Consider the following 12568-nt stretch of genomic DNA (forward strand, 5'->3'; position numbering starts at 1 on the left):
ACTGTCGGTGTCAAGACCATTTGGCTCTGCGTGTTGCGGAAATCGTCTGAATGCGACGGCTACGCCTTCAGGAAAATGACGCGCAGCACCGAACACCGTGCCGCAGCCCGCGCCCAAGATCAGGACTGTTTTCAACAGGATCGCACCACTTCGGTGCAAGAATGCGGATTCAGACCTGCACGGTCTTGATCAAGATTGAAATAGTCACGATGCGCCCCGGCTGGCTAGGCCGCGCTGGTTTTCATCAGTCCGTGATCGCGCCGTTCTCCTGCGCCAGCCGGACGTACTCCGATAACGGGCGCACCGCCTGGAAATACCGATCCCGCCGCACCGGCAGCTTGCGCGGCCCGACGATGCCCGCCAGGTCGGACAGCTTGACCATCCCGAGCTCAGGCATACCGATACCGAGGTCGATCAGGCCGTAGGCCGTGTCGCCATCCGCCGGGTCGAGCGACACCAGCAGCCAGGTCACATGCGCGTCCGGGGTGAACAAGCGCACCACGGGCAGCGGGTCGAGCCGCTGACCAGCGGCGAGCGCCGCGCCGTGGGCCAGCAGCCGGGCGCGTTCATCAGCGGTGACAAGCGGCAGGGTCATGGGCAGCTTCTCCACGAAACCGACGATGCGCGAATGCGCTTTGGTGCCGAAGCGCAGAACTGCCGAAACGCATCCGTGCATTCGTGTGGAAGCACCGATGTGCAAGCCATCGCATCCGTAGAAGAACAGAAGCGCCGAAGCGGAATTGTCGGAAGCCGGAAAGACACGGATGCGATTCCCCGGTTCTGTCGGAATCCGCATCTGCGGATTTCCGTAAAAGCACGAAAGCGGGCCTTTCAGCCATGAATGAACACTATAGATTGTAGCCCTATAGGGCGCAATGGGCTGTCATCTTGGTTTTTATGGGGAAACCAAGTTAGTGACAGCGAAACACTCATTGGCAACGGCAATACGGACAGTCAGGAAGGCGCGAGGCTTGAGCCAGGAAGCGTTCTCCGACGTGTCCAGCCGCACCTATATGAGTACGCTGGAGCGCGACTTGAAAAGTCCGACCCTGCACAAGCTGACCGAGCTGTGCGAGGTCATGGAAGTGCATCCGCTGACGCTGTTGACGCTGGCCTACGCCGGCGACGACACGCACAAGGCCGACGAACTGCTGGCGCGGGTGCGCCAGGAGTTCGAGGCCGTGCTGAAAGAGCGCGACGCGCCCTAGCGCGTCTGAATGCCCGCAAGCGGAGCGCGCAGCGCCGCCAGGCGCGAAGGCGTGAGGGATTGAAGCCGAATGGACATGACGCCATTGGCGGCATGGGGCGCAGCCCGAAAGCCCGGCGGCGCAATGCGCCGACACGCCATGCTGTTCCTACTGCCACGGGCTTCGAGCCATTCGACCATCACCAATGCAATGCTGGCCTTGGACATGCGGGACATGGGGCAACTGCCGAAACCCTGTGCGTGCGATGCTGCGATCAGCAGCACCGCGCCCCGCCGCAATGGGCGGGGCGCGGTGGGCGGCCGTCAGGCCGCCTTGGGCTTGCTGCGCGACCAGATGAGGTCGTGCGTGTCATTCTCGCCTTCGATCAGGCGGGCATAGACCGTCGCCGGGAATGAAGGATCGTCGATGGCCACCGACAGGTAATCCCGCCCGGCCTCGCTGGTTTTCTTCCACGCCGCGCCGAAGTCGTGGCCGGCCGCTTGCAGGCGGAAGTCCGGGGCGCTTTCGTTCTCGCCCTTGTCGTTGGGAACCAGCTTGACCTTGAAGTTGAGGGTCAGGGTGCGGAGCTGGCCGGTGAAGCCGTCTTTCTCTGCGGTGAAGGTGCCGATGTTAGCCATGATGATTTCTCCTTTCGGGTTGAACAAGGTCGCGCCAGTGCGTCCTTGTTGTGATCCGTCCGGCGGGGGATGGGCTGGCCGCACCGCGCAGCGGTCGCAACACCGTGGAGAACCTGGAAGCGAAAAGAATTTGTCCCGCGAGGAATGCGCGCAGCGCAGGGGGAATTGTTTTCGCTGGAAGGTTGCGGCCATGAAGCCCAGCCACCGCCAGGATTCACAACAACACAAGGACGTACTGGCCGCCCGCTCCCGAATGGAGGCATGGCCGACTCGGCATCCCCGCGCGACGGCTTCACCGGCCTGCGCCCTGACACGGGCAAGGACAATGCCCAGCGACAAGGTGAAAGCGTCCCTACTGCTGCTTGCGGCCCTTTGCGTGAGGCGTGGCGTGGAAGCTCCATTGCAAGGCCGGGCGGCGTGTCGGTGAACCGTCCTTCGTGACGTACAGGCGACGAACCGCCAGCGTCGAGGACGGCACGCTTTCGTGCAACCTGCGGCAGCAAGCCGGGGCGTAGCCCCACACGCCCGTCCATTGCGGTGGGGCGCGTTCGGAATGTCGTCGGCGCTGTGCGCCGACGCACTTATGGGCTTCGAGGGTTTCCCGCGCACAAGGTCACTTGTGCGCCGCCCCTTCGCCGTCCGCCCGAAGGCGGCGAAGGGGCGTTCTGGCTTTGGGCTTGGAAACCGGGCGCGGCCACCGCCGCGCCCGGATTTTTGACCATCGGCACCAGGGCGGAACGGCCTGGGGCCGATGCTGATGGAACAGCGAAGCGCCCCGGCCGAAACCGGGGCGCTCGGTGGTGGTGAAGGTCAGGCGGCGAGTGCGTGGGCCTGCTGCTCGTCGTCGTTGTCGATGGCTTCCGGCTCGTCGTTCGTCACCGCCTGCGGCGCATCCTGCGCCGTGGTGTCGTCGGTGCCTTCGGCCTTGAAGATGGCAGGCATCCAGCCGGTGCCATCGGCCAGCCGCTCGGCTTCGCTGGCAATGTCGGCCTTCTTCAACTTCGCCAGCCGGGTGACGTGCGCCGGGGCGTACTGCTCCACGGCTTCCAGAATCGCGGCCTTCGGCACATGCCGGAAATAACCCTCATTGGTGGGCTTCCACCATGCGGCCATGTCCAAGCCGACAGCCTGCGCCAGTTCCGCGCCCGGTTGCTGCGGCGTGGCGCGGGGTGTCACCACGTCCACCGTGACGGCCACGGATATCGCCAGCAGCCGCACCAGTTCATCTTGCGACTTCGCTAGCAGCACGGCGAACAGTTCGGCGCTGTCCTCCGGCAAGCCTTCGCCTGCTACCTGCTGCAACTCGCGCAGCGCCACGGCGGCGGGCGAATCCGGTATATCCGGGGCGATGCCTTCCAGCCGGTCTTGCGCTTTCAGGCTCACGCCCAGCGGCAAGTCGTGGCCGTAGTGGCTGCCCTGCAAGACGGTCTGCACCATGCCATGCACCAGCGCGGCCAGCGCCACTTGCGGATGCCGGGCGACTTCGATTTGCAGCGCGGCGGTGCGGTGGGCGCTCAACCGCTGCGCCAGCTTGTCGGACATGGCGGCGGTCTTGGGCTGCTCGTCGTCCTCGCCTTCGTCGTCGTTCCCGGCTTCGCTTTCGCTGCCGAAACCTTGGCGCAGGCGTTCCAGTGTGCGCAGCGCCTTGGCCTCGGCCTCGCGCATCAACCCGCGATGAATCACTGCCTGCCCGTTGCGGTCGATGGTGACGATGGCACCGGCTGCGGCCTTCACGGTCGTGCCGTAGTCCTGCAAGCCATCTTCCAGCGCCTGCAACTGCTCGCCCACGGCTTCGCCTTCTTCCTGCAAGGCATCGGCCTTTTCCTCGTCTTCGGTATCAAGCGCGTCATCCACGGCGGCGGCCAGTTCGTGCATCTTGGTTTGCAGCTTCTCGATGCGCTGCGCTTCGCGCTTGTTCGGTTCGCGGCGCTCCCTCGGCGCACGCTGGAAGGCGTGCAGGTCGGCATGGGTCACGGCGGGGGTGGCATCCACCCACGCCCAGCCTTCGTCCTTCACCTCGGCGGCGATACCTGCCAGCTTGTCTTGCGCCAGCCGTTCCAGCAGCGCGGCATCGGTCAGATACACGCCCGCGTCACCTTCCGCGAACAGGTCACGGCGCACACCACCGCCTGCGGCTCCGTAGGTATCCAGCCCCACGAAACGCACCAGCGGATGCCGGTATGCGTCAATCTCGCGCTCGGTGAGGCGGTCGCGCAATTGGGAAGGGTTGCGCTGCCACGTCGGCGCGTCGTAGAACGCGGTTTCCTGCGCGGCGTGGTCGTCGGTGATGGCAAGGGCCATCAACTGATCGAGCGTCACGGCTTCGGCGCGGTAGTCGGCCAGCAGCCGGGGCGAGACGTTCGCCAGCTTCAAGCGGCGCTGCACCACCAGCGGCGTGACGCTGAAATCGGCGGCTATGTCCTCGATGGGTCGGCCTTCGGCCACCAGCGCGGCGAATGCCTCGAACTGGTCGGCGGGGTGCATGGCTTCGCGCTGCACGTTCTCGGTGAGGCTGGCCGTGCGGGCGGTGCCATCGGCCACCAACAGGCAAGGCACTTCCCATTCCTTGCTGATGCGGCGCTTCTTCGCCAGCAGCTTCAACGCGGCCAGCCTGCGGCCACCGGCCACGACTTCGTAATGCTCGCCATCGGCGGCGGCAATGACGATGAGGTTTTGCAGCAGGCCGACACGCTGAATGCTCGCGGCGAGTTCGGGAATGGACATGCGCGGGGTCTTGCGCACGTTGCGGCCAGCAGGACGCGACACCAGCCGCGACAGCGGAACCAAAATCAGGTTCTTGGTCGGGTCGGCGGCTTCCAGCGGGATAGCGGCGGCGGTGTTGAGGGCGCGGGCTTCGGTTTGGGTAATGGCGTTCATGGTGATAACTCCTATCGGTTCAGGGATGCAGCAGCGAAGAAAGCGGCAAGGGCTGCTGCCTGCCCCTGCCGCGTGGGGAATCAGGCCTTCAACTGGCGCAGGCCATCGGCCAACATCCAGAGGGCGCGATTGAGGCGCACATCGGAATCAATGCCCTGCACGGGGCGGGTCTGCTGGCGGCGTCCGTTGGCGCTGCGGCCATGCAATCCGCCTTTGGTCAGGTTTTCTTGGGTGCGGTTGAACACGCTCCACAAGTCCGGGCGGCGGTCGTCGAACCGGCGCGGCATCAGGATTTGGCTTTCCGTGATGGGCGCGGGCTTGTTATCGGTGGGGTCGTACTTGAGGGCCAGCGCGGAACGGGCGAACACTTCGGCTTCGCCTTCGTCCAGCGTGATAGCGCGCATCAGGTCGCGGGATTCCTTCACGCGTTCGAAGCCGCTCAACACCTCGAAAGCGCCTTCGATGACAGAACCGGCCACGTCGCCCTTGTGCGGCACGCGCACATCGGCCACGGTATCGCCGCACACAAGGCCATTGCTGCAAACGAACCGGAACATTCCGGCCAGCATCTGATAGCTGCTGGTGCCGTCGTGCGAGTTCAGCAGCACGATTTCATTGGCTTCCGCGCCGTTGATCTGACTGGCATGGCGCAGGCGAATCATGTGTTTGGTGTAGTCGCGGCGGTCGTCGTGCCGCACGCGGGTTTGCGCTGCCATGAAGGGTTCAAACCCTTCCTTGCGCAGTTCCGCCAGCACGGCGGCGGTGGGAATGTAGGCGTACCGTTCGGAGCGGCTATCGTGCGGGGCCTCCGCGAAGATGGACGGGGCTACGCGGCGGATTTGGTCGTCGGACAGCGGGTAGTCACTGCGCAGCGTCGGGGAATGGGAAGCGAATCGAGATGCGAGTTGCATGGTTTTCTCCAATGAGTTGCTGTGGTTTCAAAGCTGACCGGATTCCAAGATTCGGAGCCCGTTGTGGCTTCGGTTGGTTCGGCGCAGAGACCTGGGCCGGTCCTGTTTGCCGCCGTCTTTCCTGAGTTCATCGCCCGCGAAAAACCGGGCCAGCGAGGGACTGGCCGTCAAGGGAGAAGCGCAGGGTTGGTGCGGCCCGCAGCGCAGCGAGGACTCGGCCCTGCGCGCCTTGACGGCCAGGCACCGCGGGCTACGGTCGCGGGAAAAAGCGATGAACTTGGGGAAAGACGAACAGCGGCCAATGGGCCAGGGGGTGCGCTGAAACCAACGCCGCGCGGCGAGCGCCCCTGCGTGCCAGCGGCACGCCTAGCTGGATGGCTGTTGGTCGATCAGGTGCAACCTGTTCGGTGCATGCGAGGGGCGCCAAGCAAGGCGCGGCGGGGATGGGCTGTCCAGCCGATCCCCTGGAGGGCAAGCGCCGCGCGCAGGCCAGGAGCGAAGAGACGGCCGGAGGCATCAGGGATCAAAGCCGCATGGCCGCGACTCGGCACGAGGCGCGGGGCAACGCCCGCGAGCCCGACGGCGGCACGCCGGGATGCTCTACTGTTCACAACAAAATGTAAGTGACGCAATAGTACTTATGAGCCACAATGTAGCTACATCTATTGTGAGCGCAACAATGGCAAGTAACGACGTCGTTCGTGCCCGGATTGACGGGCAGATTAAAGAAGCCGCAACTGTTGTTCTGGCTGAAATGGGGTTATCAATTTCGGATGCGATTCGGATGCTGCTGACCCGAATCGCGGCAGATAAGGCACTCCCCTTTGACATCAATCGTGTGTCGTCCGATTCTGATCGGAAGGCACCATAAGGTTGCGCTGAGGCAAGGCCCGCAAATCGTTTCTCTGAACAGTAGGGATCAAGAATAGTTCATGGCATCTATCAGACCTTCAGCATTCAATCAACGTGAGCGTTTGGACGGCGGCCCCTTCCTTGTCATTGAAGCAGCCGAACCGGAAGAGGAAGGCATTAACGTTTTCTTCACTGATATTCCCGCAGCGGAGCGCAAGCCGGATTCGCCAATAGCGAGACTGCTCAATGTGTGTCCAGACAGATTGACCATTTGGCCTCTTAATATTCGAGAAGATCGCGACGATTACCTGCAACCTAAATACGGCACCCTTGAACGCATCGTCGTCGCTCGGCCTGTTATCGAGCCCTACATACTGCCAGAGACTACTGACGATGTCGTTGGGCTTCTTGAGCAGTTGCCGGATGGGTTTGCCAAAGATTTTCGATTCGGTTTGGGGCTTCTGTGGGAATATCGGCAAATTTGCGAAACAGCCGCCAGCTTAGAAAACGTAAGCATACTCATTGTCCACAAAGGAAATGACGCGAAAATTGATTCGCCATTCTTTATTCTCGGAATAAGAAGATTTCATGAATTAAGAAAAGAATTAAATCGCATAGCCTCTCGCCACCAGAGAGACGCGCGCAAGGACAAGCAATTTCATGTCTACCAGACCTTATTACATGCTGCCGATTCAGCACAATTTCCCGCTCTAAAGAAGAGCGTAAGACCTGATGCACTAACGGAAATGACCGATGGTGGGCGGCAGCATGTGACGCTTTCCAAGCGTGATCGGCGCGCCGCTGTTCGCATGGTTCAAGACAATATAGAAGCACTGGCGGAATCTGAGCCGCGCTCGCTGCTGGCATTAAAGAATGATATTGAGCTCATCACACTGAATCAACTGATTGAGCGATACCAGGAAATGCTTGGAAAAGGACTGACGGAAAGCAAGTGGCAAAGCTTCTTTCTGGAAAATCCTTTCATACTTAGTCTTGCATTTGCCGTTCCAGCCATGCTGGTTCAGGGGCAAGCTTATGCAGGTGGCAAGCGACTTAACGGGTCCGGCGGAAAATTTTCAGATTTTCTATACGCATCCGCTTCCACGGGCAATCTTGGCCTCATTGAGATAAAAAAGCCGCAAACCGAACTGCTAGGAAAATCTCCCTATCGTGGAGATGATGTTTTTGGCCCATCGACAGAATTGGGTGGAGCGATTGCTCAAATTCTAGATCAGCGTTTCAAATTGCAGAGTGAACTACCCGTCATAAAAAATAACATGAACCGATACGACCTCCACAGCTATGCGGTTCGCTGCATAGTTGTCGCTGGCATGACGCCACAAGAGCATCAGCAAAGAAAGTCATTCGAGCTCGTTCGAAATGCGTTCGCAGAGATCGTGATCGTGACTTTCGATGAACTACTTGCAAGGCTAACCGAGATTAAAAATGCGCTCCAACCGATTCCTACCTTAGACACGGTGCCGTTCTAAAACCAACTGACAGTTGGCCATTCCGTAGTTGGGATCAATGGCTGCAGTGTTCAACCAATCCATCGGCCGATCGGCATGTGGATTTCAACAACAAGATTGAATCAAATGCATATATCCAAGCTCAGCCTGGTCAACTACCGGAACTTTCCCAACACGAAGCTGCTGTTCCAGAAGGGTATCAACACTGTCATCGGCGAAAATGGATCTGGCAAAACCAATCTCTTTCGCGCAATCAGATTGCTGCTTGATGACAACATGATTCGCTCTGCCTACCGGCTGGAGCATACCGACTTTCATCGCGGCCTAGGGCGCTGGCAGGGACATTGGATCATCATCAGTCTTGAGTTTGAGGAAATCTCTGCGGATGAATCAGTGCAGGCGCTCTTCCGACATGGGACGGGCGTAATTGAGGAAGAGGCGAACGGCAAGGCCACTTACAACCTGATCTTTCGTCCGAAGAAGGAAATCAGGCTGCGACTTTCTCAATTGAACGATGGTGATCAGGCAGGCCTCGACGCTATCCTGAACCCGGTCACCATCGACGACTATGAAACGATTTTCACAGGTCGGAGTGAAGCCGACTTCAACGACGAGGCCTTCTATAAGGATGTGGTCGGCGACTTCGCGAATGTTCGATTCAATGAAGAGGTTGAATTTCGTGTTATCGGCGCGAAGATTCCGAACGTGCTGTCCGTCTCCAAAGAAATTTCGTTCACTTTCGTCCAGGCGCTACGGGACGTCGTCTCCGAATTTCACAACAACCGGACAAATCCGCTCTTTTCGCTTCTGAAGGGCAAGAGCGGCGATATCGACCCCGTGGCGTTCCAGGCTATCACCGACGGGGTAAAGGCATTGAATGACTCCATCGAAGCGTTGCCAGACGTGCAGGTCGTCCGGACGGATATCAGAGACACCATCAAGGATGCGGCGGGTGAGGCGTATTCGCCGTCTTCTCTTTCTATCAAGTCGGATCTGCCAGACGAAGCTGACAAGTTGTTCCAGTCGCTCAAGCTGTTCGTTGGCGAATCGGGGGAGAGCCACGAAGGACCGATCCACGAGCTGAGCCTTGGTGGAGCAAACCTGATATTCCTCACGTTGAAACTGCTTGAATTCAAGTATCAAAAGGCTAAACAGTCGATCGCCAACTTTCTGCTTATCGAAGAGCCGGAAGCTCACATTCACACACATATCCAGAAAACACTGTTCGACAAGCTCAAATACGACGACACACAGATCATTTATTCGACCCATTCGACGCACATCTCTGAGGTCAGCAATGTTCAGAACGTGAACATCCTCGGCAGAGAAGGTGATCGTTGCGAGGCATACCAGCCTGCAATTGGCCTAAACCCAGAAGAGATCGGCAACATTCAACGCTACCTGGATGCTGTCCGTAGCAACTTGTTGTTTGCCAAGAGCGTCCTCTTAGTGGAGGGCGATGCAGAAGAAATTCTCGTTCCGATCCTGATCAAGAACGTGCTAGGCGTCAGCCTTGATGAACTCGGCATCAGTTTAATTAATATCCGCAGCACTGGATTTCAGAACGTCGCGGTTCTTTTCGATGATGCCCGAATCCGGAAGCGGTGCAGCATCGTCACCGACCTTGACAAGTCCATCATTGACACAACGCCGGCGGCGGGAGACTCCGAAGGGCTGCTCCGGCGCAAGGGCAAGTATCAGGCATCCCAGGAAAAAGGGCTCGCCAGGAAAGCGTTATTGGAAGACACCTTCAAAGATAACGGGTGGGTTTCTCCATTCTTTGCCCCCCATACCTTCGAGGTCGACTTCATTGCCGCCGGCAATGCGCGTAAGGTGGTCGGCATCCTTCCTGATGTCTACAAGGATGCACCAACCATCGCGACGGCCAAGGCGGAGCTCGAATCAGCGGACATCGCGTTGTTCGGTCAGCGCGCATTGACCATGGCGGACAACTACGGCAAGGGATGGTTTGCCATCTTGCTGGGAAAGAAGATCGATCCGCAGACCGCCATTCCGAAGTACATCTTGGACGCCATCGCTTTTGCGCATCCGGTGGTCACTAAGGAAGTCTGGTTTAACGTGCTGAGCTACCGCGTGAACTACATCGATGCAGAAGATATCTTCACTGCGTCTGCCGTATTCGACGACTTTAGGGCCAAGCTGCTGGCCTTCCGAAATGGAGACATCGACTTCGTCGGCATCCGAAACGAGATGCTTGCCACGTTCCCAGATGATCGCATCAACGATGTACTCGCGGTGTTCTGATCATGTTCATGTGGAACAAAGATGATCTGAATCCCGAGCAGGAAGCAGCCATTCTGAAGCCAGGGAGCGTCTTTCTCATCGCTTGCCCGGGCAGCGGGAAAACGCGCACGCTCACCTACAAAATCGCCTATGAGTTGTCCAGGCTGAAATCGAACAAGCAGTTTGTCGTTGCCATCACTTATACGCACCGTGCCGCCGACGAAATCCACGAGCGCATTGAGAGCCTTGGGGTGGATACATCCCGATTATGGATAGGAACGATACATTCGTTCTGTCTTGAATGGATATTGAAACCGTACGGCATCTATCACGAAGCGTTGGATCGAGGCTTCCGTGTGATCGATCAGCATGAGCGCGAGAAAATCCTGGAGGCATTGTGCAAGCCTTACCAGAAGCCAAAAATAACATTCTGGGATTGTGAGTTTTATTACACCGAAACTGGATATGTGCTCTCCTGCCCACAAGATTGGAAGCATTCGGGTCTTCACGTCATATTGGGCAAGTATTTTGAGATTCTGCACGAAAGTCGGCAGCTAGACTTTGAGCTCATTCTTTACTATGCGTACCAACTGATCGCACGTCATCCTGCGATCAGCACTCTTCTGGCACAGTTGTTCTCTTTCGTGCTGATCGACGAGTATCAGGACACCAAACGAATTCAGTATTCGATCATCACCGCCATTCTGAAAGCTGGTCAAGGTGCGACCAAGGCCTTTATTGTCGGAGATCCTAACCAGGCGATTTATCAATCGCTTGGCGGATATCCGATTGCCTTCGAGGATTTCAAGGCGATGGCCAATATCGATTTGGACGAACTCGAACTGTCGCGGAACTACCGTTCTTCTGAGCGCATCATTGAGTACTTCGGAAACTACAACGTTCACAACACACGCATCGAAGCCGCATCCGAGGACAAGGCGTACCCAAGCCTTATTTCATTCGACGACACAGTGAGCAAAAATGATCTGGACGCTGAGCTCATCCGGCTCATCCGTTTCAACATTGAGACTATGGGCATCTCACCCGCCACAGTGGACGCATCTTGCAAGCATGACACGTCGTTTGGTCGCCAGCATGCCGGAGTACTCATTCGATGGCCCCGGTATGGTTCCCTTTGCACGGGACACAGAGAATTTCTGGTACAGGCTTTCTAAGATTGCACTTACTCAGGCATCGCCGGGAATGTATGTGCGCAGACTGCGGTGGGCCGGGGAGATTCTGAATGACCTAGAGGCGGCCGGGGCTAGCGTGTCGAAGCTCACGCGGAGGTCCTTGTTGAGGGAGTGCAATGCAATTAAGATCGATGAAACAGATGGTCTTACCTACTTGAGCGCATTTTTCGAGCGTCTGTTTGCAAACTTAGCAATCGACTTTCGCCTTTTCACGCTGCTTCAAGAGCATCACGTTGCCTTCTTCGATAGTTCGCAAGCCCGGGTAAATCGATTGAAGAGTGAAGGTAGCGAATTTATAGGCGATATTGAGACATTCAGGAAGGTATTTCAGCATAGGACTGGAATCACCATCTCGACGATACACGGCGTCAAGGGAGCCGAGTTCGATGCAGTGATCGCTTATGCATTATTAGAAGATATGGTGCCGCATTTCAATGATCCGAACGGTCAAGAAAGCGCGATGAAATTGCTGTATGTCATTGGTTCGCGGGCAAGGAAGAACCTGCACCTTGTTTCGGAACGAGGTCGAGTTCGCCAGTATTCTGGCGAAGAGTATCAAGTAACTCGCAAGCTTGCCTCATGCAGTTTTGGATACGATCAAATTCCATAGAAATCACGAGTAGCGCAACCGCGCTCTCTATGGGATGCCCTACAGCTTTGTTTAGCGTTTGGCTGAATCATCTGCGCGCGGCTCGCTCTGCATGCCCTGCTGTCGCCAGCTCAACATGCAAGCGGAGCGCGCAGGCCCGGATCACAGTGTCGGGCCGTGGAGGGCTGGCGAATGCCAGTCCCGTCAGGGATGAGCGAATAGCGAACGTGGAGCAGCGCGATCCACAAAGTGGAGACGCTCAAGGTTCCGTCGCTTACTATTTGGACTACGGCGAGTTGAGTAAAAAATATGAAAAATATCTTTGAAGAAATCAATGAATTTTCTTCGGAAAAAATCGCGTTATTCAGCTTTGGGAAATTTTGCTACGTCTTTCTTAATAAAGACCCGATCTTTGTCAAGAAATTGCTTCCCCTCATCCAAACCTCTCTGGCAAATGAGAGCTTTCAGGCAGACGTAATGCGTGCTTATACGGAGGGCTGCATGAATGAAAAGGCGGCCATTCTGAAAGAATTTGAAGCCAAACGCGACCATCCAAACGCAGCCAAGTTTTATGGGCCACAGCTTGATCTAAATAGCTGCGCCTAATA

The 12568-nt window shown here is 57.6% G+C and carries 12 protein-coding genes; 7 read left to right on the top strand and 5 right to left on the bottom strand.

The window, feature by feature from the left end; genetic code table 11:
* Positions 1-244: 244 nt before the first annotated feature.
* Positions 245-796 (bottom strand): DUF2958 domain-containing protein, encoded by a 552-nt coding sequence (locus C3406_RS26900; RefSeq protein WP_004883053.1) that lies wholly within the window; start codon positions 794-796, stop codon positions 245-247.
* A 79-nt stretch (positions 797-875) separates the two neighbouring features.
* On the opposite strand from C3406_RS26900, the gene C3406_RS17590 reads away from it, so the two are divergent.
* Positions 876-1208, top strand: a complete 333-nt coding sequence (locus C3406_RS17590) for a helix-turn-helix domain-containing protein (RefSeq protein ID WP_004883052.1) — start codon at positions 876-878, stop codon at positions 1206-1208.
* Here the strand turns inward: C3406_RS17590 and C3406_RS17595 are convergent.
* The 4 genes from C3406_RS17595 to C3406_RS17620 all read right to left on the bottom strand — a co-directional run bounded on the left by C3406_RS17595 (position 1205) and on the right by C3406_RS17620 (position 5613).
* Positions 1205-1471 carry a hypothetical protein gene (locus C3406_RS17595; protein WP_034138236.1) on the bottom strand — a complete coding sequence of 89 codons (267 nt, stop codon included), beginning with the start codon at positions 1469-1471 and terminating at the stop codon, positions 1205-1207. The genes C3406_RS17590 and C3406_RS17595 overlap by 4 nt on opposite strands.
* 39 nt (positions 1472-1510) lie before the next feature.
* On the bottom strand, positions 1511-1825 hold the full coding sequence (locus C3406_RS17600; RefSeq protein ID WP_004883051.1) for a DUF736 domain-containing protein: 315 nt from the start codon (positions 1823-1825) through the stop codon (positions 1511-1513).
* An 810-nt stretch (positions 1826-2635) separates the two neighbouring features.
* Positions 2636-4702: a ParB/RepB/Spo0J family partition protein gene (locus C3406_RS17615; RefSeq protein WP_004883050.1), complete on the bottom strand. Its 2067-nt coding sequence runs from the start codon at positions 4700-4702 to the stop codon at positions 2636-2638.
* 80 nt (positions 4703-4782) lie between these two features.
* Positions 4783-5613 carry a DUF932 domain-containing protein gene (locus tag C3406_RS17620; protein ID WP_004883049.1) on the bottom strand — a complete coding sequence of 277 codons (831 nt, stop codon included), beginning with the start codon at positions 5611-5613 and terminating at the stop codon, positions 4783-4785.
* 679 nt (positions 5614-6292) lie between these two features.
* On the opposite strand from C3406_RS17620, the gene C3406_RS17630 reads away from it, so the two are divergent.
* The 6 genes from C3406_RS17630 to C3406_RS17650 all read left to right on the top strand — a co-directional run bounded on the left by C3406_RS17630 (position 6293) and on the right by C3406_RS17650 (position 12566).
* Positions 6293-6484 (top strand): type II toxin-antitoxin system RelB/DinJ family antitoxin, encoded by a 192-nt coding sequence (locus tag C3406_RS17630; protein WP_004883046.1) that lies wholly within the window; start codon positions 6293-6295, stop codon positions 6482-6484.
* 61 nt (positions 6485-6545) lie between these two features.
* Positions 6546-7955 (top strand): Shedu immune nuclease family protein, encoded by a 1410-nt coding sequence (locus tag C3406_RS17635; RefSeq protein WP_004883043.1) that lies wholly within the window; start codon positions 6546-6548, stop codon positions 7953-7955.
* A gap of 105 nt (positions 7956-8060) precedes the next feature.
* Positions 8061-10199: an AAA family ATPase gene (locus tag C3406_RS17640; protein ID WP_103824214.1), complete on the top strand. Its 2139-nt coding sequence runs from the start codon at positions 8061-8063 to the stop codon at positions 10197-10199.
* Positions 10200-10201: 2 nt separating this feature from the next.
* Positions 10202-11353 carry a UvrD-helicase domain-containing protein gene (locus C3406_RS26550; RefSeq protein WP_233210574.1) on the top strand — a complete coding sequence of 384 codons (1152 nt, stop codon included), beginning with the start codon at positions 10202-10204 and terminating at the stop codon, positions 11351-11353.
* Between the two features lie 94 nt (positions 11354-11447).
* Entirely contained in the window at positions 11448-11981 is a 534-nt protein-coding gene (locus tag C3406_RS26555; RefSeq protein ID WP_233210575.1) for a 3'-5' exonuclease, read from the top strand.
* Positions 11982-12269: 288 nt separating this feature from the next.
* A complete protein-coding gene (locus tag C3406_RS17650; protein WP_040113300.1) occupies positions 12270-12566 on the top strand; it encodes a hypothetical protein in 297 nt (98 codons plus the stop codon).
* The last annotated feature ends 2 nt before the right edge of the window (positions 12567-12568 follow it).

It is taken from the genome of Leclercia sp. LSNIH8, from assembly GCF_002920195.1.
GTDB lineage: Bacteria > Pseudomonadota > Gammaproteobacteria > Enterobacterales > Enterobacteriaceae > Enterobacter.

Coding starts and splice junctions, on each gene's coding strand:
- C3406_RS17640 (WP_103824214.1), top strand. CDS start 8,061: ATGCATATATCCAAGCTCAGCCTGGTCAACTACCGGAACTTTCCCAAC.
- C3406_RS17630 (WP_004883046.1), top strand. CDS start 6,293: ATGGCAAGTAACGACGTCGTTCGTGCCCGGATTGACGGGCAGATTAAA.
- C3406_RS26900 (WP_004883053.1), bottom strand. CDS start 796: ATGCGGATTCCGACAGAACCGGGGAATCGCATCCGTGTCTTTCCGGCT.
- C3406_RS17615 (WP_004883050.1), bottom strand. CDS start 4,702: ATGAACGCCATTACCCAAACCGAAGCCCGCGCCCTCAACACCGCCGCC.
- C3406_RS17635 (WP_004883043.1), top strand. CDS start 6,546: ATGGCATCTATCAGACCTTCAGCATTCAATCAACGTGAGCGTTTGGAC.
- C3406_RS17620 (WP_004883049.1), bottom strand. CDS start 5,613: ATGCAACTCGCATCTCGATTCGCTTCCCATTCCCCGACGCTGCGCAGT.
- C3406_RS17590 (WP_004883052.1), top strand. CDS start 876: ATGGGCTGTCATCTTGGTTTTTATGGGGAAACCAAGTTAGTGACAGCG.
- C3406_RS17650 (WP_040113300.1), top strand. CDS start 12,270: ATGAAAAATATCTTTGAAGAAATCAATGAATTTTCTTCGGAAAAAATC.
- C3406_RS26550 (WP_233210574.1), top strand. CDS start 10,202: ATGTTCATGTGGAACAAAGATGATCTGAATCCCGAGCAGGAAGCAGCC.
- C3406_RS17600 (WP_004883051.1), bottom strand. CDS start 1,825: ATGGCTAACATCGGCACCTTCACCGCAGAGAAAGACGGCTTCACCGGC.